Origin of the sequence: Frederiksenia canicola (assembly GCF_011455495.1) — a bacterium.
Taxonomy (GTDB): Bacteria; Pseudomonadota; Gammaproteobacteria; order Enterobacterales; family Pasteurellaceae; genus Frederiksenia; species Frederiksenia canicola.
On record NZ_CP015029.1, the window covers coordinates 642,341 to 666,437 of the forward strand.

Consider the following 24,097-nt stretch of genomic DNA (forward strand, 5'->3'; position numbering starts at 1 on the left):
ATCAGCTTTAAATATTTTGATGATTGTTTAATAACAATATTATCTAAAAATGTTTGAGGTTGTATGGTTAAGTGACTAAGCGTACACGGTGGATGCCTAGGCAATCAGAGGCGATGAAGGACGTGCTAATCTGCGAAAAGCTTGGATGAGTCGATAAGAGGCGTTTAATCCAAGATGTCCGAATGGGGAAACCCGATAAGCGAAGAGCTTATCATTATTTACTGAATCCATAGGTAAATAAGGCAAACCGGGAGAACTGAAACATCTAAGTACCCCGAGGAAAAGAAATCAACCGAGATTTCGTTAGTAGCGGCGAGCGAACGCGAAGGAGCCATTCAGTTATAGCACAAGACTTAGAGGAATGAGTTGGGAAACTCAATCAAAGAGGGTGATAATCCCGTACTTTAAAAGCCTTGTGTGGAACTAAGCTGAAAATAAGTAAGGCGGGACACGTGATATCCTGTCTGAAGATGGGGGGACCATCCTCCAAGGCTAAATACTCCTGATTGACCGATAGTGAACCAGTACTGTGAAGGAAAGGCGAAAAGAACCCCGGTGAGGGGAGTGAAATAGAACCTGAAACCGTGTACGTACAAGCAGTGGGAGCCAACTTGTTTGGTGACTGCGTACCTTTTGTATAATGGGTCAGCGACTTATATTTTGTAGCAAGGTTAACCGAATAGGGGAGCCGTAGGGAAACCGAGTCTTAACTGGGCGTCTAGTTGCAAGGTATAGACCCGAAACCCGGTGATCTAGCCATGGGCAGGTTGAAGGTTGGGTAACACTAACTGGAGGACCGAACCGACTAATGTTGAAAAATTAGCGGATGACTTGTGGCTGGGGGTGAAAGGCCAATCAAACCGGGAGATAGCTGGTTCTCCCCGAAATCTATTTAGGTAGAGCCTTATGTGAATACCTTCGGGGGTAGAGCACTGTTTCGGCTAGGGGTCCATCCCGGATTACCAACCCGATGCAAACTGCGAATACCGAAGAGTAATGCATAGGAGACACACGGTGGGTGCTAACGTTCATCGTGGAGAGGGAAACAACCCAGACCGCCAGCTAAGGTCCCAAAGTCTATATTAAGTGGGAAACGAAGTGGGAAGGCTTAGACAGCTAGGATGTTGGCTTAGAAGCAGCCATCATTTAAAGAAAGCGTAATAGCTCACTAGTCGAGTCGGCCTGCGCGGAAGATGTAACGGGGCTCAAATATAGCACCGAAGCTGCGGCATCAGAGTCAAATCTGTTGGGTAGGGGAGCGTTGTGTAAGCGGATGAAGGTGAATCGAGAGGTTTGCTGGACGTATCACAAGTGCGAATGCTGACATAAGTAACGATAAAACGAGTGAAAAACTCGTTCGCCGGAAGACCAAGGGTTCCTGTCCAACGTTAATCGGGGCAGGGTGAGTCGGCCCCTAAGGCGAGGCTGAAAAGCGTAGTCGATGGGAAACGGGTTAATATTCCCGTACTTGGTTATATTGCGATGTGGGGACGGAGAAGGTTAGGTAAGCAGACTGTTGGATGTCTGTTTAAGCCGGTAGTTGGGGTAGGTAGGCAAATCCGCTTACCCAATTTAAACAACGAGAAGTGATGACGAGTTCCTAAGGGAATGAAGTTACTGATACCACGCTTCCAGGAAAAGCCACTAAGCTTCAGATATAACTAAACCGTACTGAAAACCGACACAGGTGGTCAGGTAGAGAATACTCAGGCGCTTGAGAGAACTCGGGTGAAGGAACTAGGCAAAATAGCACCGTAACTTCGGGAGAAGGTGCGCTGGCGTAGGTTGTAGGAGTTTACCTCCGAAGGCTGAACCAGTCGAAGATACCAGCTGGCTGCAACTGTTTATTAAAAACACAGCACTCTGCAAACACGAAAGTGGACGTATAGGGTGTGATGCCTGCCCGGTGCTGGAAGGTTAATTGATGGTGTTATCGAAAGAGAAGCTCCTGATCGAAGCCCCAGTAAACGGCGGCCGTAACTATAACGGTCCTAAGGTAGCGAAATTCCTTGTCGGGTAAGTTCCGACCTGCACGAATGGCATAATGATGGCCAGGCTGTCTCCACCCGAGACTCAGTGAAATTGAAATCGCCGTGAAGATGCGGTGTACCCGCGGCTAGACGGAAAGACCCCGTGAACCTTTACTATAGCTTGACACTGAACATTGAATTTTGATGTGTAGGATAGGTGGGAGCCTATGAAGCAGGAACGCTAGTTCTTGTGGAGGCGTCCTTGAAATACCACCCTTTAACGTTTGATGTTCTAACGAAACACCAAGTACAGGTGTTCGGACAGTGTCTGGTGGGTAGTTTGACTGGGGCGGTCTCCTCCCAAAGCGTAACGGAGGAGCACGAAGGTTTGCTAATGACGGTCGGACATCGTCAGGTTAGTGCAATGGTAGAAGCAAGCTTAACTGCGAGACAGACAAGTCGAGCAGGTGCGAAAGCAGGTCATAGTGATCCGGTGGTTCTGAATGGAAGGGCCATCGCTCAACGGATAAAAGGTACTCCGGGGATAACAGGCTGATACCGCCCAAGAGTTCATATCGACGGCGGTGTTTGGCACCTCGATGTCGGCTCATCACATCCTGGGGCTGAAGTAGGTCCCAAGGGTATGGCTGTTCGCCATTTAAAGTGGTACGCGAGCTGGGTTTAGAACGTCGTGAGACAGTTCGGTCCCTATCTGCCGTGGGCGTTGGATGATTGAGAGGGGCTGCTCCTAGTACGAGAGGACCGGAGTGGACGCATCACTGGTGTTCCAGTTGTCTCGCCAGAGGCACTGCTGGGTAGCTAAATGCGGAAGAGATAAGTGCTGAAAGCATCTAAGCACGAAACTTGCCTCAAGATGAGTCATCCCTGACATTAAGTCAGTAAGGGTTGTTGTAGACTACGACGTAGATAGGTGGGGTGTGTAAGCGTTGCGAGACGTTGAGCTAACCCATACTAATTGCCCGAGAGGCTTAACCATACAACCTCAAGCGTTTTTGGAAAGAAGAAAGAAGCCAAAAGCGGTTGAGAAGAAAGCTAAACGAAAAGACAAAGCGAGAGCGAAGTGAAAGAAAATCAAACAGACAGCTTGTTTCAGATTAAAGGCGACGTAAGAAGCCAAGAATAGAGAACGAAAAAATAAAGACGAACAAAGACAACAACAGGATTTTCCTGATGGCCATAGTGCTGTGGTCCCACCTGATTCCATTCCGAACTCAGAAGTGAAACGCAGTGACGCCGATGGTAGTGTGGGGTTTCCCCATGTGAGAGTAGGGCACCATCAGGGTTTTATTAACTTAGTTCATTATTAGTAGTGAACTAACTTAATAAAAGAATTTGATTAACAGCTAGAGTGCAGTAGCACCACCTGACTCCATTCCGAACTCAGAAGTGAAATGCTGTAACGCCGATGGTAGTGTGGGGCTTCCCCATGTGAGAGTAGGGCACTGTTAATTTTCCCAAATTTGCGGAGCGGTAGTTCAGCTGGTTAGAATACCTGCCTGTCACGCAGGGGGTCGCGGGTTCGAGTCCCGTCCGTTCCGCCACTTATTTAGCGAGTTCAATCTCGCTTTCTCTTTAGGGGCGTAGTTCAATTGGTAGAGCACCGGTCTCCAAAACCGGGTGTTGGGAGTTCGAGCCTCTCCGCCCCTGCCATTCCTTCCTATCTATTTTCATTTATTAAAAGTAGTAAGATTCTTAAGATCTTTTGCAAAAATTTTTGCTGATCTGACCGCTTGTTTTGCATTTTGCGATCCACATCACACTATTTATTGCTCTAATCCGTTATGCTCTGACTAAGTTTCACTGCTTAGGAGAGTATTATGTTTAAACAACTTCAACAAGTCGGTAAAGCCTTTATGTTGCCGATTGCCATTCTGCCTGCAGCAGGTTTGTTGCTTGGAATTGGTGGGGCCTTGTCGAATAAGGCAACTGTGCAAGCCTACCCAATCTTAGATAACCCTGCTCTACAAGGTATTTTCCAAATCATGTCTGCGGCAGGCAGTGTGGTGTTTGCTAATTTAGCTCTTTTACTTTGCGTTGGACTTGGAATCGGTTTAGCGAAGCGGGATAAAGGCGTAGCCGCATTGGCTGCGGTGGTTGGTTATTTGATTATGACGGGCACGATTGCAGCTTTGATCTCGATTTTCTCCCCAGAAGTAAAAGGGATTGATACGGGTGTGATTGGTTCGTTAGTGATGGGGCTGATTACCGTCAAGTTGCATAACCAATACCACAACATTCAGCTACCACAAATTCTTGGTTTCTTCGGTGGCTCACGCTTTGTGCCAATTGTAACTGCGTTTGCTGCCATTTTTGTAGGGGCTGTGTTCTTCTTGATTTGGCCAACTTTCCAAAACTGGCTTGTTTCTGCAGGGCAAAGTATTGCGGCAATGGGCGAAATAGGCACTTTCTTCTATGGTTTCTTAATGCGGCTAAGCGGAGCAGTTGGTTTGCATCATATGATTTACCCGCTGTTCTGGTACACCGAATTGGGCGGCACTGAAATGGTGAATGGCGAAATGATCGTAGGGGCTCAGAAAATTTTCTTTGCCCAACTTGCGGATCCAAATCATCAAGGTCTATTCACTGATGGTACTCGTTTCTTTGCTGGTCGTTTCGATACCATGATGTTCGGCTTACCAGCGGCTTGCTTGGCGATGTACCACGCTGTACCAAAGGCAAAACGTAACTTGATTGGAGGGTTGTTCTTAGGTGCGGCGTTGACTTCCTTTATCACAGGGATCACCGAACCGATTGAATTTATGTTCCTGTTCGTAGCCCCTTGGCTTTATGTTTTCCATGCCTTTTTAGATGGGGTGTCGTTCTATATTGCGGATTTATTGAATATCGCTATTGGTAACACATTCTCGGGCGGTTTTATTGATTTCTTGCTATTCGGCATTTTACAAGGTAACGAAAATACCAACTGGATCCGAGTCGTGCTTGTCGGCTTGCCTTGGGCGGCACTTTATTACTTCTCGTTCCTGTTCTTCATTCGTAAATTTAATGTCATGACACCAGGCAGAGCGGATGATCAAGAAGAGGTGGTTGAGCAACAAGCGACATCGCTGACGGAAAATGCTCATGCCATTATTGCCGCGTTGGGGAATGCGGAGAATATTGAAAATGTCGATGCTTGTATTACTCGCTTGCGTGTTGCAGTCAAAGATGTGTCAAAAGTGGACAAGGCACGTTTAAAAGCGATTGGTGCAGTCGATGTATTGCAAGTGAGCGGTGGCATTCAAGCTGTTTTTGGTGCCAAAGCGGTGCTCTATAAGAGCGAAGTCAATCAAATTTTAGGTAAAGAAGATTAGTTTTCCTCTTGCAAGCGGTCAGATTTTTGCAAAATTTTGCAAGGATCTGACCGCTTGTCTCGTTATAATAGCTGCAAGATTTTCTCGATTTCGCCGCATATATGAAACAACTTGATCCCACCCTTGAACAATTTTTGGATAACCTTTGGCAAGAGCATCATTTGTCGGACAACACCGTGGAATCATATCGTTTGGATTTAGCGGCGTTTGTTAGTTGGTTACCTGAGCCGAAAGCGTATTTGACTGCGGATGCAGTAGATTTACAAACCTTTCTTGGTGAGCGTTTAGAACAGGGCTATAAATCGTCTAGTTCCGCAAGAATGTTGAGTTGCTTGCGGAAATTTTTCCGCTTTTTGTTCTTAGAAGGTTATCGCAGTGATGATCCGAGCGAAACGCTGAAATCGCCACGCAAGCCCGCTCATTTGCCGAAATCGTTAAGTGAAGATCAAGTATTAGATCTGCTTAATGCCCCGAATACCAATGATCCGCTTGAATTACGTGATAAAGCCATGTTGGAGTTGCTATACGCCACGGGGCTGCGGGTGACTGAATTGGTGTCGCTAACGGTTGATAGCTTGAGCTTGACCCAAGGCTTATTGCGGGTGATTGGTAAGGGCGACAAAGAACGCATTGTGCCCCTTGGCGAAGAAGCAAGTTACTGGATCGGTGAGTTTTTCCAGTATGGACGGCGGGCGTTGCTAGGAGAAGTCCAATCGGATGTCGTTTTTCCGAGCCGTTTAGGCAAACAAATGACCCGCCAGACCTTTTGGCATCGCATTAAGCATTACGCATTGCTTACGGGGATAGCGAGTGACAAGCTCTCCCCCCACGTATTACGCCATGCTTTTGCTACTCATTTGGTCAATCACGGGGCGGATCTACGTGTGGTACAGATGCTACTTGGACATAGCGATCTCTCCACCACACAAATTTATACCCAAGTGGCGAAAGCTCGGTTAAAATCGCTCCATCAACAATTTCACCCTAGAGGATAATATGCAAAAACAAGGATTTTCCCCGTTCAGTTGGGCGTTAGCTCTGTTCTGCCTACCAAGTGCATTATGGCCATTAGGCTTATTTGTCTCGGCAAAATTCAGCAGTAGCCCTAATCTCACCCCAAGCCAAATTGATTTCTTTTCAATCACTTTTTGGGTTTACCCTGCCGTTTTATTAGCGATCTCAGGCATGTTATTTAAGATCCATCGTAGCCAACCCGCTTTGGCAAAAGGGCTACTCATTTTAGGTTTTATCGCCTTCTATAGCCTGTTTTTCTATATCGTTCAAAGCGTTTGATGGGTAAAATTTTTGCGGGATGTGACCGCTTGTAGCCTTATTTGGATAAGCATTCAACCGTAAAACAGCCCGATTTGGCGAGTATTTTAGAGGTAAATCCCTGCTTATGTAGGGATTTTTTTATTTCTCGTAAAACAAAACCGTGAGCAACGATAATACTGCTTTCTAAAAGATTCTGTTGCATAAAATCCGCAATGCGTTGTTTTTCTTGCTTTGGCGTGTTGCCACATTGGTGTAACCCTAAAAACCATAAAAGCCGAGAAATTGCCAGCCAATGTTGAAAACGGCATTTGAGCCATTTTATTGGTGCGATCGTTAAGTTGAACTCTTGCAGCCGCTCGTCAAACAGAATAGTCCGAGTAGGAAACAAGGTTTCTGCCGTAAGTTTCGCTCTAGGAAGTGGCGAACTGTAAATTGGCAATTCTTCAAATGACGGAGCTACGCAAGTTTCTTCGAGCCGTAGTTTTACCGTTTGATTATATTCATTGAGCAATTCAACTGCTTGGGCGTAATCACAATAAGGGTTGCCTACATCAGGCGTTGCGTGCCGAATAAGGTAGATTGTCGTCATTTTTCTTCTCCCAAAATTCCGACTAACTCCTCGCCAAAAAACACCAACGGTGTACAGTGGCGTTGCCAAACGGGGATTTTGTGTGCCTGCCAAATTTTCTTCATCTCTTCCCGATGAGGCTTACCATAGCATTTGACTTTGCTCGGTGCGGTAAATTGGACGACTAATGGCTGATTTCGCAGTTCCACAGGGAGCAACAAGCGGTGAGTTCCGTGAGATTTTTTGCAAATCAAACTATCTGCCGTGCGAATGAGCGTTCCAAGGTTGTGGGGGAGCTCGATGAAATCCTTGATATTGACTTCCCTTTGAAAAAGGGAGTCCAAAGGGGATTCTTCAGTAAGAAATATTTTTTGCTGATACCTTCTCACCATTTTCTGCCCCACTTTCACTTGTGGATTTTTATCTTTTTCCGCAAAAATGAGCTGCTGAATGATTTGCTTGAGCAGGGCTTTGCTTGGCATCGGTTGTTGGTATCTCTCAAGCCACAGGCGAATGAGTTGCTGCTGTTTCAATAGGGAAAAATGCTCGAAACCGTCAATATTCAGGCTCTGTTCGGCGAAATCAGCTCGTTGATTGAGTTCATCGGCAAGTAATTCTTCGATGAGCTGTTGCTGTTCAGCACAATGTTGGCTGGCTCGGGCAACCATTGGGTTGAATTGCTGCCAGCGTTGATTAAGGAGTGGTAACACATCATTTCGCAAGAAGTTGCGGTCAAACTGCGTATTGGCGTTGCTTTCATCTTCAATCCAAGGCAACTTTTCAACCGTCGCATAAGTGAGAAGCTCCGCTTTGCTGAAAGATAATAGTGGGCGAAAAATGGTAAAACGTTGCCAGAAACTGACCGCTTGCATTGCCGAGAGACCTTTCAATCCAGCTCCCCGTTTGAGTGCCAAAAAGAACGTTTCGACTTGGTCGTCTAAATGGTGGGCGGTGCAGAAAATTTCATTAGGCTGAATCTGGGCTTGAATGGCTTGGTAGCGTGCTTGGCGTGCGTTGGCCTCCAGCCCTTGTGTGCCAACAACTTGTACTTGCTGAACACTTAGCGGAATTTGCCACTGTTCGCACAATGTTTGGCAGAATGCCGCCCAGCTATCGGCATTTGGGCTTAAACCGTGATGAATATGAATTGCCCGCAAATTGAGCGGCTTGTGCTGGCGAAGTTGGCAGAAAAGATGCAGCAACGCCACCGAATCTACCCCACCGCTTAATCCGATCAGAAAGTCAGTTTGTGTTGGGAAATGCTGTTCAATTTGGTTGAAAAAGGCACGTTGCATCATTGTCTTAGAAATTAAACTTGCAACCAAAAGGTGACAGGCCCATCATTTTGTAGGCTTACTTGCATATCAGCGGCAAATTGCCCTGTTGCGGTTTGAATTTTTTGGGCGGCTTGCTGATGAAAATAGTCGTAAAGCCGCTCCGCATCAGTAGGGTTTGCCCCTCGAGAGAAACTCGGGCGTAATCCTTTTTGCGTGTCGGCGGCAAGGGTAAATTGCGAAACCACTAACAAACTGCCGCCTGCTTGCTGCACATTCAAATTCATCTTGCCATTTTCATCCGCAAAAATCCGATAATTCAGTACTTTTTCGAGCAATTTATCCGCTTTGGCTTGATCATCACCCTGTTCAACGCCAAGTAAGACGACCAATCCTGAGCGAATTTCACCCACGATTTGATCATCCACTTCTACTTTTGCCCATTTTACTCGTTGAATTAAGCCAATCATGTGTTTTCCTTAGCTAATGGATTCGCGAGTTGCCCCATTTCAATCAATTCCATATCTTTTAACACAGAGGCAATTTGCCCACCCAATAGCACAACTTTCCAGCTCAAGTGGATCCAGACAATCATAATTGGAATGGTCGCCAACACGCCGTAAATAGCTTGATAAGATGGAAAAGTAGTGATGTACCACACAAAAATTTCCTTACCGAGTGTGAAAAATAATCCCGCAATTAAGGCGCCAATTGCTGAGTGTTTAAATTTCACTTTGGTGTTTGGCACAATAGTGTAAACCAAACTGAACATCAGCCAAGTCAAGAAAAAGGGCATTAGGCTCAACAGGTGATGGCTAAAAGGAATCACTCCGTTCGTATCAAAGAGTTTAAAAGAGAGAATGTAGGAGCTGATTGCAATACTTGCACCTGCAAGAATTGGTCCGAAGATCAAGACGAACAGATAGATAACAAAGGACAGCACAATTGGTCGAACTTTGGTGTTATGCCAAATCTCATTGAGGGCATTATCAATACTCGAAATGAGCATCACCGCCACAACCACCAAGCCTAAAATACTAATCAGCCCCATTTTTTTGGAATTTTCGACAAAAAGATCGAGATATTGTGCCACTAAATCACTCGCACTGGGGGCGAAATTGTCATATACCAATTCTTTTAGCATATTGCTTGCCTCTTGGAAAATGGGCATTAAGGTGAAAATGGAAAAGACCACCATAATCAGAGGCACCATGGCTAACAAGGTACTGTAAGTGAGATAACCTGAATAAATCCCAATTTTGTTTTGCTGAAAGCGAAAGAAAAGCAGCTTGAAAAAGAAAAGAAGATTGTTCATGCGTATTCATCAATAAAAAATAGTGGACATATTTTAACACAAGACCGAGCCATTTTAATTTGCAAAATGTTGTGAATAACTGACCGCTTGTAAACGAAAAAAGCCTGCAGTTTGCAGGCTTTTTTGTCTATCGACGACTTAAATAATCCCCTTCACACACCCATTTGTAGGTGGTTAATGCTTCCAATCCCATAGGGCCTCGGGCGTGGAGTTTTTGGGTGCTGACGGCAACTTCCGCCCCTAAACCGAACTGTGCTCCATCGGTAAAACGAGTACTGGCGTTGATGTAAACCGCCGCCGCATCCACTTGCTGCACGAACTGGCGAGCTAAAGTGTAATTGCTGGTGAGAATGCCTTCGGAATGCTGGCTGCCGTAAGTGCGAATGTGTGAAATAGCATGGGCAATGCCGTCCACCACCATGACGTTCAAATCGAGTGAAAGCCATTCTTGGCGAAGTTCGTCTTCAACAAGCGGTTGGATTTTGACGAGATTTTGCAATTCAGCAGGGAAATCATCGCTGTGAACCGTCACGCCTAATTCCGCTAAACGAGTAGCTAATTTCGGCAAAAATTCTGCGGCGATTGGGCGATCAACCAACAAGGTTTCAAGGGTGTTGCAGGTGCTTGGGCGTTGGGTTTTGGCGTTGGCGATGACATCAAGAGAACGCTCTACATCTGCCGTGGCTTCCACATACAAATGGCACACGCCGATACCACCGACAATCACGGGAATGGTCGAATTTTCTTTGCAGAACTGATGCAAACCCGCCCCCCCACGAGGAATAAGCATATCAATGTAGCGGTCTAATTTGAGTAATTCGAGCAGTAATGCACGGTCAGGATCCGTGACTGCTTGCACTGCTAATTTCGGTAAACCCGCTTTTTCCAAGGCTTGCTGCACTACTTCAACCAAAATGGCGTTAGTGAATTTGGTTTCTTTCCCGCCTCGTAAAATCACCGCATTGCCCGTTTTTAAGCAGAGTGATGCCACGTCAATAGTCACATTCGGGCGGGCTTCATAAATGGTCAGCACCACACCAAGCGGCACTCGTTGGCGTTCGATTTTCAACCCGCTATCCAGCACGCCACCGTCGATCACTTGCCCGACAGGATCGGCAAGTTTCGCCACATTTCGTACATCGTTGGCGATCGCCTGAATGCGTTCGGGCGTGAGCAACAAGCGGTCGATAATCGCCGCTGAAATCCCTTGGCTTTGGGCAAATTCAATATCTTTGGCATTCACCGCTAAGATGTCGGCGGTGCGTTGCTCAAGGCTCTCGGTAATCGCCAACAATGCCTGATTTTTCTGCACATTGCCGAATTGTGCCAGCTCCACGCTGGCTTGCTTGGCGTGTTTCGCCAGTTCTAACATCGTCATAAAAGCTCCTAAAATCAATGTCGAGAGTGTAGCAAAATTTGCAAAATTTTTCCCGAAACTGACCGCTTGTTTATGATTTAATAAGTAGTTCAGGTTTGATTATGAATGAAAATTGACTACCTTTTCCGATCTCGCTATGAATATTTAATTGGCTTTGATGTTGTTCAAGAGCGTGTTTGACAATCGCAAGACCTAAGCCACTGCCACCAGTTTGATTATTACGTGATTCATCCACTCGATAGAATCGTTCAGTTAGATGAGCGAGATGTTTTATGTCGATACCAATACCGTTATCGCAAATAGAAAAATGAGCACCTTGTTCAGAATATCGCCAGCTAATATGAATAGTGGCTTCTTCTCCCGCATGACGAATGGCATTGTAAATTAAATTGGAAATTGCACTTTGGATTTGTCCTTCGTCTCCTAGAATTTGAATATCGGGCTCAATGTCGAATGTGATTCGTTGTTGCTGTTGAAGAATTTCTGTATTTTTTTGAAGAGAAAGAATGAGTTCTGAAACATTGACAGCGTGATGCTCTGCGTTATTTGATCCTTCAATTTTAGCTAACTCCCCTAATTGTTTTAGCAAATTTGCCATTCGTTCACTTTGGGCTTTCATCGCGACAATGGCTTTATGTTGCAATTGTGGATTTTGGTTATCCGTCTCTAGCATTTCTAAATAGCCTTGTAATACAGTCAGGGGGGTACGAAGTTCGTGATTGATATTGGCTAAAAAAGTTTGCCTGCTATGTAATAATCTGACAAATGTGGTAACGTCCCTGGCAATAAGCATCATTGCATTGCTGTCATAGCGGGTTAAATTAAGCTCAATGTAGTGTTTATGGTGAGTAAGTAACACGAGAGGGCGTTTATGGCGGTTTTGCTGAAAATAGTGTTTGAATTCGGGGTAAAAGATCACATTAAGTGCGTTTTTTTGTGTATTTTTATCCCAAAAAAATTCAAAAAGCTGTTGGGCAGCCTGATTACACCATGAAATATCACCATTGTTTTCACAGATAATGATGGCATCTGGTAGGTATTGAATATTACGATTGAGTTTAGAAAGTAAGCGTAGGGTTTGAATTTTTTCTCGGCGGGAGCGAGCTTGGTGATAGGCTGCAGTTTGTGATAAATGTTCAATACCACGGGAAATCTTTGTTTTTGCAAGCGGGCGGTTTGGGTTGATGATTTGCAATAAGCTAAATTCATTGTGATGGTGCCAAATCAGTAATAACACTAAATTAATGGTAAACCAAAATAAAAAATTTTGGGCAAACAGGCTAAACAGAAAAGCACTACTCGCTGCAAGCAGTAGCTCAATCATAAGGTGTTTAAGAGAAAGATTGAGTTTCATCATTCGTCCTGAAAATGAGTCGAAAAGCGGTAGCCTGAGCCACGAACGGTTTGAATATAGCGATTGAAATTAAATGGTTCTAAGCTTTTTCGTAAGCGGCGAATCGTGGAATCGACGGTACGATCTTCTACATAAATGTCATCGCCCCAAATGGCATTAAGTAACTGCTCACGAGTATAGACTTTTTCGGGATGAGTCATAAAAAAGAGCAATAGTTTGTACTCAGTGTGACTTAATTCAATGTCTTTTCCATCCGCGAGAACTCGTTGAGCTTGTGTATCGATGACTAAATTATCAATATTGATCAAATGACTTGGCAATTCGTAGCTTCTACGCCACAAAGCTTCAATTCGGGCTAATAAAATTTTGGGTGAGAAGGGTTTCGTAATGTAATCATCAGCCCCTGCATTAAGACAAGTAATGCAATCAGCTTCCGTGCTGCGTGCGGTGAGCATAATAATTGGAATTTTAGAGAGCTGCTCGTGTTTTTTCAGATAGTCAATCAGATGAATTCCTGAGCGTCCAGGTAGCATCCAATCTACTAAAATAAGTTGGGGTTCTTCTTGTAACTTTTTGATGGCACTTAAATAATCTTCTGCTTCAAGGATGGTGTAGTTTTGATGATTTAGATAAAAAGAAATCATTTCACGAATGGCATGTTCATCTTCAACTACTAAAATTTTTTTAGGCATTTTAGCCCCCTTGAATTGCAAAATATTGTTCGGAACTGACCGCTTGTATGGTGATGAATTGAAGGCAGGTACTCCCTGCCTTGGTTAGAAAGAGGGCTAAGTTCTCAGGCGAGTATTTTAGCAGAATAGGCTGAGTTTTAGTCAATTTGAACATTATCCCATTCTGCCTTTGATGTAATCTTCCGTTTGTTGATACTTTGGTTTATCAAAAATTTGTGAGGTATCACCAAATTCTACTAGCTCACCAAGATACATATAGGCGGTATAGTCTGAACAGCGAGAGGCTTGCTGCATGTTATGTGTCACAATAGCAACAGTGTAATCGTGTTTTAGTTCGTTGATAAGTTCTTCAATTTTCATAGTAGAAATGGGATCAAGTGCAGAACAAGGTTCATCGAGTAAAAGTACTTCGGGTTTCACTGCAATGCCACGAGCAATACACAAACGTTGTTGTTGCCCGCCTGATAAACTATCACCGTTTTGATGTAGTTTGTGTTTGACTTCATTCCATAACGCAGCCTTGGTTAATGCCCACTCAACACGGTCATTGAGTTCGGATTTAGGTAATTTTTCAAATAAGCGGATGCCAAAGGCAACGTTGTCGTAAATGGACATGGGAAACGGTGTCGGTTTTTGGAAAACCATTCCGACTTTTGATCGAATGATAGCAATATCGGTTTCGGATGTGAGTAAATCTTTCCCATCAAGCAAAATTTCCCCTGTTGCATGTTGGTTTGGATACAATTCAAACATGCGGTTGAGCGTGCGAAGTAATGTTGATTTTCCACAGCCAGAAGGGCCAATAAAGGCAGTCACTTTATTTTTTGCAATGGAAAGATTGATGTTTTTTAATGCGTGAAAATCGCCATAGTAGAAATTAAGCTGTTTAATAGCGATTTTTTCATCAATATTTGTGAAAGTGGTCATTATTAATTCCTATTTTTAATAAACAATCGGCTTACAATATTTAACGTGAGAACAAATAACGTAATTAATGTCGCTCCTGCCCAAGCTAGGCTATTCCAGTCACTAAAGGGACTTGCGGCATATTGGTAAATCACGACAGGTAAATTTGCGATTGGTGCATTCATATCCCAAGACATAAACTGATTGGATAAAGCAGTAAAGAGTAGTGGTGCTGTCTCACCAGAAATTCGAGCAACAGCAAGCAAAATCCCCGTGAGAATCCCTGATCGGGCGGCACGATAGCAGATCATTGTAATGATTCGCCATTGTGGGCAGCCTAAGGCGGCAGCGGCTTCACGTAAGTTGTTCGGAATGAGATTAAGCATATTGTCTGTTGTGCGTACTATAACCGGGATCGTTAAAATCGCGAGAGAAATAGATCCAGCCCAACCCGAATAGTGTTTTACTTGTGCAACATAAATGGCATAGACAAAAAGTCCAATAATGATAGATGGTGCAGACAATAGCACATCATTCAAAAAGCGAGTGACCTTGGCAAGCGACGAATGTCGTCCATATTCACTTAGATAAGTACCCGCCAGAATACCAATAGGGGTCGCAATTAAAGTGGCAATGCTAACAATTAAAAGTGAGCCTATAATGGCATTAAGTAATCCTCCTGGTTCATTAGGGGCAGGGGTACTTTGTATGAACACTTCAAGTGAAAGGGCAGGAATCCCTTTTAATGCTAAAGTTGAAAGAATCCAAACCAGCCAGAAAAGCCCGAAAATGACGGCAAGATAAGCCAGCCCTAACATAGTTTTATTACGGCATTTTCTCCAATAAAATAGGCGATTGTGACGTTGCTCCATTATTTCGCTCCTTGTTTCTTGGCTGTGCGTAAAATGAGCAATCTAGAAGCAGTTAGCACGAAAGTTGTCATTAAAAATAGAATTAATCCAAGTTCCATTAACGCTGACCTTTGTAATCCTCCTGCCTCATTGAATTCATTGGCAATGGCTGATGCGATAGAGGTTGATGGGGAGAAGATAGAATCAGGAAGCTGGAATGCATTGCCAATGATAAACGTGACAGCCATTGTTTCGCCTAGAGCCCTTCCTAACCCAAGCATGACACTACCAATGATGCCTGTTTTGGTATAAGGAAGAACGACTTTCCAAATCACTTCCCAAGTCGTTGAACCTAGCCCATAAGCGGATTCTTTAAGAAGTGTGGGTACAATACTAAACACATCTCGCATAACAGAAGCAATAAACGGAATGATCATGATTGCAAGGACAAGCCCTGCACTGAATAATCCAATACCAAAAGGAGCACCAGAGAAGAGTAGACTCAATACGGGTACATTGCCAAACCATTCAATTAATGATGGTTGAATATATTCTTGAAATAATGGCACAAAAACAAATAAGCCCCACATTCCATAAATAATCGAAGGTACTGCCGCTAACATTTCAATGGCGGTACCGATGGGGCGCTTCAGCCATTCTGGTGAGAGTTCCGTGAGAAAGGTAGCTATGCCAAATGAAATGGGCACTGCAATCAACAATGCAATACCCGCAGAAATTAAAGTACCGATAATCGGGACTAACGCACCATACTCATTGTGGACTGGGTCCCACTCATTTCTCCATAAAAAATCAAAACTAAATTTTTGAATAGAATCCCAACTACCGATAATCAATGAAATCAAAATAGCCGCTAACATCATAAAAACGAGCAGGGCACATAGTCGGGTAATGTGATGAAATAGGGACTCAATCCAAGTGTGATTGAGACATTGATTATTAAGTTGATTCATCATAATTTGCGAAATTTCACTACAATCTGACCGCTTGCTTTCTTCCTTGAACAAGAAAGCAAGCTTTTTTAAGACCAATGGAGACTATTTAGAACAGTGTTTTTCCTGAGATATCTTTTATCTCTGTTTTCCATTTTTCTTTGATTTTATGCACGACATCATCAGGAATTGGCACATAATCCAATTCAAGTGCTGCATTTTTTCCGTGAGCAAATGCCCAGTCAAAGAAAGCAAAAACGCTTTTAGTCTGTTCCGGTTTATCTGCATTTTTATGGATTAAAATAAAACTGGCGGCAGTAATTGGCCAAGACTTTTCACCGCTTTCATGAGTGAGTATTACCCCCATACCAGCTGTTTCATCCCACTTTGCATTATTGGCAGCAGCCATAAATGTTTCACTTGAAGGTTGAACAAATTTTCCAGAGGCATTCTGAAGAGAAATCCAAGCTAGCCCATTTTGTTTTGCATAGGCATATTCGACATACCCAATTGAATGCTTTAATTGTTTTACATAAGCCGCAACCCCTTCATTTCCTTTTCCACCTTGCCCGACAGGCCATTTGACGGATTTCCCTTCACCTACCTTTTCTTTCCATTCTGAAGAAACTTTTGATAAGTAATTTGTCCATCCAAAGGTTGTGCCTGATCCATCAGAACGGCGGATCACAAGGATATTTTTGTCAGGGAGAGATAAATTAGGATTTAATTGAAGAATGGCAGGATCATTCCACTGTTTAATATGTCCTAGATAAATATCTGCCAAGACTTTGCCCGATAGCTTGAGCTCACCTGATTTTATCTCGGGGATATTCACAACAGGAACTGTTCCTCCAATAATTGCGGGGAATTGTAATAGTTGATTTTGATTGAGTGATTTCTCCGTCATCGGATCATCGGAAGCCCCAAAATCAATCGTTTTAACGATAATTTGTTGCTGCCCTCCTCCTGAACCAATGGATTGATAATTCACACGATTACCGGTTTCTTGTTCGTACAGCCCAGCCCATTTAGCATAGATTGGATAAGGAAATGAGGCTCCTGCACCTGTAATAGTTTCGGCTTTCGCAATAGAAAATAAGGCACAACTAAAGCCTAAAATAGCGAGAGGAAATTTGAATTTAACTAACATAGCTTTCTCCGTTTTATTGAGGGATAACATCTCACGTATGAAAGTGTAAAAAAGAAATATGACAAAATGATGACATGAATGTAAAGACAGCGGTCTCTCGCTCTCGTTTAATGTTTATAAGGCAGTTTCTTTTTGTGATTGCCGCTTTATGCTAAAATTTTGCCATTTTTCATTCAATGAGACCCCACTGATGACCACGCCAACGCCGTTAATTCACATTTTACCGCCACAACTTGCTAACCAAATTGCTGCTGGAGAAGTAGTGGAGCGTCCTGCCTCGGTGGTCAAAGAGTTGGTCGAGAACAGCTTGGATGCGGGGGCGACGCTGATTCAGGTTGATATTGAGAAAGGCGGTTCGCAGTTGATCCGCATTCGTGATAACGGCTGCGGGATCGGCAAACAGGATCTGGCGTTAGCACTCGCTCGCCACGCCACCAGCAAAATCGCCACACTGGAAGATCTGGAGTCGATTTTAAGCCTAGGCTTTCGCGGTGAGGCGTTGGCGAGTATCAGCTCGGTTTCGCGTTTAACGCTTACTTCCCGCCCCGAATATCAAACAGAGGCGTGGCAAGCCTATGCCCAAGGGCGAGAGATGGCGGTGGAAATTCAGCCTGCTTCGCACCCTATTGGTACGACGATTGAAGTCGCCAACCTGTTTTTCAACACGCCAGCCCGCCGTAAATTTTTACGCACCGACAAAACGGAATTTGCCCACATTGATGAAGTGCTTCGTCGCATTGCGTTGGCAAAGCCGAATGTCACCTTTATTTTGACCCACAACGACAAAAAAATTCGCCATTACAAAGCGGTTGCAGATCAACATATTGAGCAGCAACAAAAACGGGTAGCGGCGATTTGTGGTGAAGATTTTATGCAAAGTGCCACGCATATCGACTGGCAACACGGTGATTTGCACTTGTATGGTTGGGTCGGATCGCCTTATTTTGTGCGTCCGCAAAATGATCTCTGTTATAGCTACGTCAATGGGCGGATGATGCGGGATAAAACCATCAATCATGCCATTCGCCAGGCCTACGGTGACAGCCTACCGAAAGAAACTTATCCTGCGTTTGTGCTATTTTTGGATCTAGACCCAAGTTATGTGGATGTGAATGTACATCCCGCCAAGCACGAAGTTCGCTTTCATCAAGGGCGACTGGTGCACGATTTCATCTATCAAGGGGTGCTGAATGCGGTGCAAGGTACGGAAAAATTACCCCTAGCCAATGAAGTGGGCGAGCCAGTGCCGACTTATGTCGCGGATACAAACGTTGGGGCGTCAGGTCGCAATATTTTTGCCAGTGAATATGGCAAGAAGCTATCAACACATGACTATGGTGGAGGACAGCGAGCGTGGCAGTCTGCTCGAGAAAGCGTGAGCAACAGTGAGCAGAAATGGTATGGCGAGCTGCTGGGCGGAGGCAACAAGCGGTCAGATTCGGCAAATATTTTGCAAATCGACACGTCAACCAATGTGCAGCCCCCCCAAAAAAATCCACCACTTACAATGGCTGAACTTCAACCCTCAGGGCATTGCCAACCCCTTGCCATTGTTCACAATCAAGCGGTGCTATTGAAACAAGGGGACGATTTTTCCCTTGTCAGCTTGCAAAAACTGGCACAGCTACGATTGCAACGCCAACTGCAACAAGGCGAAAGCCAGAGTTTATTGATCCCGCTCTCTATCAGCTTGGATCAAGAGCAAGCCGCACAGTTACAACAGTTAGAAAACGATCTGGTGGCGATCGGCTTTGCCTTTCAAACAAAGCAGTGGCAGGGGCAAACCCGCTTGGCGATTTTGCAAGTGCCAAGCTGCTTGCGTGAAAAGAATTTGCAACAATTGCTGCTAAAATTGCTGGCGGAACAAGCGGGCAGTTGCGTAGAATTTTTTGCAAAAAATTGTGTGGATCTGACCGCTTGTAGCCTTGCGGAAGCCGTGAATTTGTTGGCGGAAGCCGAGCAATCGACGCAAGGTAAACACCTTCTTGAACAGTGGAAAACGGTGGTCGATTTCACGGATTATCTTAAATTAATGTAAATTTAACTCAATTTGGCAGAAAAATGTGGGGTACTGCACATTTTTGAAAATTGCTTGCTGACAACGGATTAAAAATCACTAGACTTGCATATAGTTTTGAATTTTAAGAGATAAATCTAATGCAAGAGCCATATCATTTCCCCGATTTGGCGTCCATCCGCATTTTGCAAATAACCGACCCGCATTTATTTACAAATGAAGATGGACAGCTGCTCGGCGTGCCGACAATCCGTAGTTTTGAGGCGGTGCTAAACGCCATTTTGCGGGAGCCTTTCCAATATGATTTTATTTTAGCCACAGGCGATTTAGTCCAAGATCATAATCGAGAGGCGTATCATCGTTTTGCCAATATGGTGAAACCCTTAGCTAAGCCCATTTTCTGGGTGGAAGGCAATCATGATCTGCAGCCGCAGATGAGCAATGCGTTGTCGATGTACGCTCAAATTCAGCCGCATAAACAAGTCCTTGCAGGTCAAAAATGGCAGGTGATTTTGCTTGATAGCCATTTGCCCGAGCAGCCAAAGGGCGAATTGAGCCAAGCACAGCTCAATTTTTTAGCGGAAAAATTGGCGATGTATCCTGATCGCTATGCCTTGATTGCGTTGCATCACAATATTCTGCCGACCAATTCCGCTTGGCTGGATCAACATAGTCTTGCTAATGCCGATCAACTGGCGGACGTGTTAAGCGATTTTCCAATGGTGAAAGGGATTTTACATGGGCATATCCACCAAGAAGTGGATCAAATGTGGCACGGCTATCGTGTGCTTGCTACGCCATCGACCTGTATTCAATTTAAACCGAATTGCGATGAGTTTACTCTAGATCCAATTCCACAAGGTTGGCGAGAACTGATTTTACACCCTGATGGCTCAATTGAAACCCAAGTTAAGCGGTTAGATTGCAACGATTTTTTACCAAACTTCAAAGCGTGGGGTTATTAAAGGATAAACAAAAGGCGGAATTACATTCCGCCTTTTGCGTCAATTTAAATACCTTAATCATACTGATTAAAATACCCGTAATTCTGCAAAGTATCGAGACATCGGATAACTAAGGATTTTATGTCTTTGTCTTTGATATCTTTACTTTCTCTTTCTTGATGGTTTTCCGAAATGATAATGGCTCCGTCTTCGATGTCTTGACGCAGCTGTTTGACCAAGTGCGTTACGGTTCTGCTGCCATCAAGGAGGGGGAACAAATAATTCATTAAAAAATCAGCATCTACACGTTGATAATAGCGATTTGATAAGCTGGTAATGCCATGATTATGGTGAACAATATGCATAAGCGTTGCATATTTTTCTGCTAATTTAGGCTTCTTGCCGTAAGTTTGGTTAGGCTCTGGTGCAAAGCAGATGTAGCTTCCAGCTAAATGAATTAAATTCCATAAGGTATGTATCAAATCGGCTTCGTTGTAGCACTCCAAATTCGCTAAATAGTCAAAAATATCCTGAATTTTGCAAGGTACATTTTGTTCTTGCAGATAATGAAATAAGGCATCGTTTTGAGGTGTAGAACTGATGTGATTTTGGTAGTGCAGTTCCCAACGTGCAGGTAGTTGTTCATCGGCGTGTTTAAATTGTGCGGCTGCGAACAGATAAAGATCATAAAAATGGTAACAGAGATTGTATTGCTCAATATGGTTTGTGATGCCACTGTCCATTTTGTTTTGACGATGCGTGATAACGCTGCCACGAAATTCTCGGGCCGTGATGAAGTCAAAATACTGCTCAATATCTTCTAGGTTGAATTGGAAATATTGGCAGATTTTCTCGGCTTGCTCGTTACTGCCAAAGTGGTTGGCATAAAAGAAAGCGGGTTTTGATGCATCCGTCAGATAAGCCAACTCGTATTGCCCAAGTTTATGGACAAATTCTTTAAAGTAGAATGGCTGGTTATATTCTTCGAAATATTCATGGGCAATATAAGTTTGACTTTCTGCTTTGCGTCCCTGAGTGAATTTCTCAAGAGTTTTTGCCAAGATGGACTGCTGGTTACCTAAGGTTTGTCTGGTTAATTCAAGAATATCAAACCCTTGCTTCACGCGTTCGGTAGACGGCTGGCTGCTGTCACTGCCAAAGAGCATTAAGTCTTTGCCGATGTCTTTGAATTTCCAACCTGGGTAAGTATTGTAGCTGATGTAAGCAATGCCGTTTTCAACGAGATAATTTTTGATTACCGATAAAATCGCAGATTGCACAAATTCGGGCACCCAGCTGAACACTCCGTGGCAGATAATATAGTCGAATTTGAGATTAAAGCTTACTTGGCTGATATCGGCAACTACCAATTCCACATTCTTGATGCCCATCTCTTCAAACATTTGCTGGCCAACATTGATTTGATGTTCTGATAAATCAATACCGATAATTTGGCTGTTTGGATAACGAATAGCAAAAGGCAGCAAATTACCGCCAAAAGATCAGCCAATTTCCAAAATTTTTGCTGTTTCAATTGGTGGTGGGTTGAGACCTTTGATTTTCGCTAAAGCATGCAAACGGGTAGGTTGGCAAGCCGGAAAGACAAAAGAAGTGTAAGGTGTATCGTTGTGGTCTTGAGCTAAACGGGAATGCGTTTGGGTGTTGTGAGTCATTTTGAGACGGTAAGTGGTATGAAGTTGGAATGCGATTTTAGCATAAATTAGTAGAATGAGATAAAAATGGCTTTCTCTATGAAAGCCATTTCAAACCTAATTATTATCAGTAATGGCGTTTATTCGACCCATTTCACAATCTGTTCAATGGTTTTGCGAGCTTTGGGTTTGATTTCTTTGGCACGATAACCAAAGGTTGCCATCACGGAAACGCCCCATTCATTTGGATCAAATAAGCCTTCATCAGCGAGTAATTGATTGACAGCACGATAATCGAACCCTTCAATTGGGCAGCTATCCACACCGATTGCAGCCGCACCTGTGAGCATGTTGCTAAGCGCGATATACGTTTGCTTACATGCCCAGTCAAAAAGGGTGCGTTCGTTATCGCCTACGTTGGCTTCTTCATATTGGAATTTACGGTATTTTTCGACAACCATTGGCATCTGTTCTTCCGTTACACCTCGGCGGATCATTGACTCGCGTAAAAATTCAGAATCATAACGGGCATTTTTCTTGGCCAAAATTACCACTAGATGGCTGCAATCATCGACTTGTGTTGTCATTCCCCAGCAAATTGGTTTGAGTTTTTGGCGAAGTTCAGCATTTTGAATGATTAAAAATTGCCACGGTTCTGAGCCGACAGAGCTTGGCGACAAACGTGCAAATTCTAAAATTGCGGCAAAATCATCGGCAGGAATTTTGCGAGCAGGATCGTAATTGCGAGTAGAGGCACGGCGGTGGAAGATTTCAATCATATTTTCACGAGTAATTAAGTGCATAGTGATTTCCTTTTGGTTCAAAATAAGACAATAAATGGTACAACGGAATAGGGTTAGGTAACAAGCGGTGAGATCTGAGAAAAATTTTGCAAATTTTTACGCTCTGACCGTTTCAAAAAAAGGTGAAATGGAGTATCTTTCTTCCTTTCACAAACCTACGCAAACGGTTGCGAAAAAGACACTTCACTTTTATTCCAAGGATCCCCAACTATGTCGAATGCGATTGCCAGTGTGGCAAAATTGATTAGAGAAAATGATATTAAATTTGTATTGCTCAAATTCACCGATATTAAAGGTAAAGAGCATGGTGTTTCCCTACCTGTTTCGTTGGTTGCCGATGATTTAGAAGATCTTTTTGAAGACGGCAAAATGTTTGATGGTTCATCGGTTGAAGGTTGGAAAACAATTAATAAAGCCGATATGCTGTTAATGCCAATCCCTGAAACTGCTGTTGTTGACCCTTTTGCCCGCATTCCTACCTTGACTATCCGCTGCAGCATTTATGATCCCAACACGATGCAAAGTTATGACCGTGACCCTCGTTCGATAGCAATTCGAGCCGAGAATTATTTGAAGTCAACGGGCATCGCAGACAGCGTGCTATTCGGGCCAGAACCAGAATTCTTCTTATTTGATGACGTGCGTTTTGGTATAGGAATGAATGGCAATTCTTACGAAGTTGATGATATTGAAGCCGCATGGAATACCAATACGCCTTACGATGGCGGCAATAACGCGTATCGTCCACTGAAAAAAGGTGGTTACTGTGCCGTTGCCCCAAATGATACCGCTCATGATATTCGCTCGGAAATGTGCTTGATTATGGAAGAACTTGGCTTGGTCGTTGAAGCCCACCATCACGAAGTGGCAACTGCAGGGCAAAATGAAATTGCTTGCCGTTTTAATACACTGACACTGAAAGCGGATGAAACCCAAATTTACAAATATGTGGTGCAAAACGTCGCTGTTGAGCATGGTAAAACGGCTTGCTTTATGCCAAAACCAATTACTGGCGATAATGGTTCTGGTATGCACTGCAATATGTCGCTTTCCAAAGATGGCAAAAACGTATTTATGGGCGATAAATATGCAGGCTTATCTGAAACGGCGTTGTACTACATTGGCGGCATTATCAAACATGCTAAAGCACTAAATGCGTTCACTAACCCAAGTACTAACTCTTACAAACGCTTAGTACCAGGCTTTGAAGCACCGGTGTTGTTGGCGTATTCGGCGAGCAACCGTTCGGCATCGATCCGCATTCCTGCGGTCACTAGCCCGAAAGCAACACGTGTGGAAGCGCGTTTCCCAGATCCATTAGCAAATCCATACTTGGCCTTCTCTGCCTTGTTAATGGCAGGTTTAGACGGTGTCATCAACAAAATCCACCCAGGCGATGCGATGGATAAGAACCTTTATGATCTTCCACCTGAAGAATTGAAAGAAATTCCCGCTGTGGCAAGTTCATTGGAAGAAGCCTTAAATAACCTTGAGCAAGATTATGAGTTCTTAACCAAAGGTAGTGTGTTCAGTAAAGAATTTATTGAGGCTTACATTGGGATTCGCCGTAAAGAAGTGGAACGGTTAAATATGACGCCACATCCAGTCGAATTTGAAATGTATTATGCTTAATCCTTTTTGGATATTCAAATTGCAAACCCAGCAA

The 24,097-nt window shown here is 43.8% G+C and carries 20 protein-coding genes, 2 tRNA genes and 3 rRNA genes; 11 read left to right on the forward strand and 14 right to left on the reverse strand.

Annotated elements, in window-relative coordinates; translation table 11 throughout:
• The first annotated feature begins 65 nt into the window (after positions 1–65).
• From A4G17_RS03210 to A4G17_RS03245, 8 genes are all read left to right on the forward strand, one after another.
• Positions 66–2,967 (forward strand): 23S ribosomal RNA (locus A4G17_RS03210).
• Between the two features lie 190 nt (positions 2,968–3,157).
• Positions 3,158–3,273: ribosomal RNA gene (gene rrf / locus A4G17_RS03215) — 5S ribosomal RNA — on the forward strand.
• Between the two features lie 53 nt (positions 3,274–3,326).
• Positions 3,327–3,442: ribosomal RNA gene (gene rrf / locus A4G17_RS03220) — 5S ribosomal RNA — on the forward strand.
• A gap of 13 nt (positions 3,443–3,455) precedes the next feature.
• Positions 3,456–3,532: transfer RNA gene (locus tag A4G17_RS03225), tRNA-Asp, on the forward strand.
• A 33-nt stretch (positions 3,533–3,565) separates the two neighbouring features.
• Positions 3,566–3,641, forward strand: a tRNA-Trp gene (locus A4G17_RS03230).
• Positions 3,642–3,808: 167 nt separating this feature from the next.
• Complete coding sequence (locus A4G17_RS03235; protein WP_123957521.1) at positions 3,809–5,302, forward strand: PTS transporter subunit EIIC; 1,494 nt, start codon at positions 3,809–3,811, stop codon at positions 5,300–5,302.
• Between the two features lie 101 nt (positions 5,303–5,403).
• Entirely contained in the window at positions 5,404–6,297 is an 894-nt protein-coding gene (gene xerD / locus A4G17_RS03240) for a site-specific tyrosine recombinase XerD (RefSeq protein ID WP_123957522.1), read from the forward strand.
• A 1-nt stretch (position 6,298) separates the two neighbouring features.
• Positions 6,299–6,595, forward strand: coding sequence for a DUF5389 family protein (locus A4G17_RS03245; RefSeq protein WP_123957523.1), 297 nt, complete (start codon positions 6,299–6,301; stop codon positions 6,593–6,595).
• Between the two features lie 37 nt (positions 6,596–6,632).
• Here the strand turns inward: A4G17_RS03245 and A4G17_RS03250 are convergent, their stop codons facing one another.
• The 11 genes from A4G17_RS03250 to pstS form a co-directional block, all read right to left on the reverse strand.
• Positions 6,633–7,166 (reverse strand): histidine phosphatase family protein, encoded by a 534-nt coding sequence (locus A4G17_RS03250; RefSeq protein WP_123957524.1) that lies wholly within the window; start codon positions 7,164–7,166, stop codon positions 6,633–6,635.
• Positions 7,163–8,440, reverse strand: a complete 1,278-nt coding sequence (gene tilS, locus A4G17_RS03255; protein ID WP_123957586.1) for a tRNA lysidine(34) synthetase TilS — start codon at positions 8,438–8,440, stop codon at positions 7,163–7,165. Before tilS ends, A4G17_RS03250 begins: the two co-directional genes overlap by 4 nt.
• Before the next feature lie 14 nt (positions 8,441–8,454).
• Positions 8,455–8,889: a D-aminoacyl-tRNA deacylase gene (dtd, locus tag A4G17_RS03260; protein ID WP_123957525.1), complete on the reverse strand. Its 435-nt coding sequence runs from the start codon at positions 8,887–8,889 to the stop codon at positions 8,455–8,457.
• Positions 8,886–9,734 (reverse strand): virulence factor BrkB family protein, encoded by an 849-nt coding sequence (locus A4G17_RS03265; RefSeq protein ID WP_123957526.1) that lies wholly within the window; start codon positions 9,732–9,734, stop codon positions 8,886–8,888. Before A4G17_RS03265 ends, dtd begins: the two co-directional genes overlap by 4 nt.
• Before the next feature lie 127 nt (positions 9,735–9,861).
• Positions 9,862–11,112 carry a glutamate-5-semialdehyde dehydrogenase gene (proA, locus tag A4G17_RS03270; RefSeq protein WP_123957527.1) on the reverse strand — a complete coding sequence of 417 codons (1,251 nt, stop codon included), beginning with the start codon at positions 11,110–11,112 and terminating at the stop codon, positions 9,862–9,864.
• 70 nt (positions 11,113–11,182) lie between these two features.
• Positions 11,183–12,466: a phosphate regulon sensor histidine kinase PhoR gene (phoR, locus tag A4G17_RS03275; protein WP_123957587.1), complete on the reverse strand. Its 1,284-nt coding sequence runs from the start codon at positions 12,464–12,466 to the stop codon at positions 11,183–11,185.
• On the reverse strand, positions 12,466–13,158 hold the full coding sequence (phoB, locus tag A4G17_RS03280) for a phosphate regulon transcriptional regulator PhoB (protein ID WP_123957528.1): 693 nt from the start codon (positions 13,156–13,158) through the stop codon (positions 12,466–12,468). Before phoB ends, phoR begins: the two co-directional genes overlap by 1 nt.
• Positions 13,159–13,311: 153 nt before the next feature.
• Positions 13,312–14,085, reverse strand: a complete 774-nt coding sequence (gene pstB, locus A4G17_RS03285) for a phosphate ABC transporter ATP-binding protein PstB (RefSeq protein ID WP_123957529.1) — start codon at positions 14,083–14,085, stop codon at positions 13,312–13,314.
• A gap of 2 nt (positions 14,086–14,087) precedes the next feature.
• The gene (pstA, locus tag A4G17_RS03290; RefSeq protein ID WP_123957530.1) at positions 14,088–14,936 is read right to left on the reverse strand and encodes a phosphate ABC transporter permease PstA; all 849 of its coding nucleotides are present in this window, start codon (positions 14,934–14,936) and stop codon (positions 14,088–14,090) included.
• Positions 14,936–15,889: a phosphate ABC transporter permease subunit PstC gene (pstC, locus tag A4G17_RS03295; RefSeq protein ID WP_418886394.1), complete on the reverse strand. Its 954-nt coding sequence runs from the start codon at positions 15,887–15,889 to the stop codon at positions 14,936–14,938. Before pstC ends, pstA begins: the two co-directional genes overlap by 1 nt.
• 85 nt (positions 15,890–15,974) lie before the next feature.
• On the reverse strand, positions 15,975–17,045 hold the full coding sequence (gene pstS / locus A4G17_RS03300) for a phosphate ABC transporter substrate-binding protein PstS (RefSeq protein WP_418886395.1): 1,071 nt from the start codon (positions 17,043–17,045) through the stop codon (positions 15,975–15,977).
• Between the two features lie 160 nt (positions 17,046–17,205).
• Between pstS and mutL the strand changes: the two genes are divergently transcribed.
• Together mutL and cpdA are read left to right on the forward strand one after the other, a co-directional pair.
• Positions 17,206–19,053: a DNA mismatch repair endonuclease MutL gene (gene mutL, locus A4G17_RS03305; RefSeq protein WP_123957532.1), complete on the forward strand. Its 1,848-nt coding sequence runs from the start codon at positions 17,206–17,208 to the stop codon at positions 19,051–19,053.
• Positions 19,054–19,172: 119 nt separating this feature from the next.
• The gene (gene cpdA, locus A4G17_RS03310) at positions 19,173–19,997 is read left to right on the forward strand and encodes a 3',5'-cyclic-AMP phosphodiesterase (RefSeq protein ID WP_123957533.1); all 825 of its coding nucleotides are present in this window, start codon (positions 19,173–19,175) and stop codon (positions 19,995–19,997) included.
• Positions 19,998–20,050: 53 nt separating this feature from the next.
• Here the strand turns inward: cpdA and A4G17_RS03315 are convergent, their stop codons facing one another.
• The 3 genes from A4G17_RS03315 to A4G17_RS03320 form a co-directional block, all read right to left on the reverse strand.
• Positions 20,051–21,463, reverse strand: coding sequence for a class I SAM-dependent methyltransferase (locus A4G17_RS03315; RefSeq protein ID WP_236941031.1), 1,413 nt, complete (start codon positions 21,461–21,463; stop codon positions 20,051–20,053).
• A gap of 15 nt (positions 21,464–21,478) precedes the next feature.
• The gene (locus A4G17_RS10290) at positions 21,479–21,649 is read right to left on the reverse strand and encodes a hypothetical protein (protein WP_236941032.1); all 171 of its coding nucleotides are present in this window, start codon (positions 21,647–21,649) and stop codon (positions 21,479–21,481) included.
• 119 nt (positions 21,650–21,768) lie between these two features.
• The gene (locus tag A4G17_RS03320; RefSeq protein ID WP_123957534.1) at positions 21,769–22,431 is read right to left on the reverse strand and encodes an NAD(P)H-dependent oxidoreductase; all 663 of its coding nucleotides are present in this window, start codon (positions 22,429–22,431) and stop codon (positions 21,769–21,771) included.
• A gap of 210 nt (positions 22,432–22,641) precedes the next feature.
• Here A4G17_RS03320 and glnA point away from each other — a divergent pair, with 210 nt between their 5' ends.
• Positions 22,642–24,063: a type I glutamate--ammonia ligase gene (gene glnA / locus A4G17_RS03325; protein WP_123957535.1), complete on the forward strand. Its 1,422-nt coding sequence runs from the start codon at positions 22,642–22,644 to the stop codon at positions 24,061–24,063.
• Positions 24,064–24,097: the final 34 nt, after the last annotated feature.

Excerpts from the sequence above, each read along its gene's own strand:
- A4G17_RS03235 (WP_123957521.1), top strand. The coding sequence starts at position 3,809 with ATGTTTAAACAACTTCAACAAGTCGGTAAAGCCTTTATGTTGCCGATT.
- xerD (WP_123957522.1), top strand. The coding sequence starts at position 5,404 with ATGAAACAACTTGATCCCACCCTTGAACAATTTTTGGATAACCTTTGG.
- A4G17_RS03245 (WP_123957523.1), top strand. The coding sequence starts at position 6,299 with ATGCAAAAACAAGGATTTTCCCCGTTCAGTTGGGCGTTAGCTCTGTTC.
- A4G17_RS03250 (WP_123957524.1), bottom strand. The coding sequence starts at position 7,166 with ATGACGACAATCTACCTTATTCGGCACGCAACGCCTGATGTAGGCAAC.
- tilS (WP_123957586.1), bottom strand. The coding sequence starts at position 8,440 with ATGCAACGTGCCTTTTTCAACCAAATTGAACAGCATTTCCCAACACAA.
- dtd (WP_123957525.1), bottom strand. The coding sequence starts at position 8,889 with ATGATTGGCTTAATTCAACGAGTAAAATGGGCAAAAGTAGAAGTGGAT.
- A4G17_RS03265 (WP_123957526.1), bottom strand. The coding sequence starts at position 9,734 with ATGAACAATCTTCTTTTCTTTTTCAAGCTGCTTTTCTTTCGCTTTCAG.
- proA (WP_123957527.1), bottom strand. The coding sequence starts at position 11,112 with ATGACGATGTTAGAACTGGCGAAACACGCCAAGCAAGCCAGCGTGGAG.
- phoR (WP_123957587.1), bottom strand. The coding sequence starts at position 12,466 with ATGAAACTCAATCTTTCTCTTAAACACCTTATGATTGAGCTACTGCTT.
- phoB (WP_123957528.1), bottom strand. The coding sequence starts at position 13,158 with ATGCCTAAAAAAATTTTAGTAGTTGAAGATGAACATGCCATTCGTGAA.
- pstB (WP_123957529.1), bottom strand. The coding sequence starts at position 14,085 with ATGACCACTTTCACAAATATTGATGAAAAAATCGCTATTAAACAGCTT.
- pstA (WP_123957530.1), bottom strand. The coding sequence starts at position 14,936 with ATGGAGCAACGTCACAATCGCCTATTTTATTGGAGAAAATGCCGTAAT.
- pstC (WP_418886394.1), bottom strand. The coding sequence starts at position 15,889 with ATGATGAATCAACTTAATAATCAATGTCTCAATCACACTTGGATTGAG.
- pstS (WP_418886395.1), bottom strand. The coding sequence starts at position 17,045 with ATGTTATCCCTCAATAAAACGGAGAAAGCTATGTTAGTTAAATTCAAA.
- mutL (WP_123957532.1), top strand. The coding sequence starts at position 17,206 with ATGACCACGCCAACGCCGTTAATTCACATTTTACCGCCACAACTTGCT.
- cpdA (WP_123957533.1), top strand. The coding sequence starts at position 19,173 with ATGCAAGAGCCATATCATTTCCCCGATTTGGCGTCCATCCGCATTTTG.
- A4G17_RS10290 (WP_236941032.1), bottom strand. The coding sequence starts at position 21,649 with ATGACTCACAACACCCAAACGCATTCCCGTTTAGCTCAAGACCACAAC.
- A4G17_RS03320 (WP_123957534.1), bottom strand. The coding sequence starts at position 22,431 with ATGCACTTAATTACTCGTGAAAATATGATTGAAATCTTCCACCGCCGT.
- glnA (WP_123957535.1), top strand. The coding sequence starts at position 22,642 with ATGTCGAATGCGATTGCCAGTGTGGCAAAATTGATTAGAGAAAATGAT.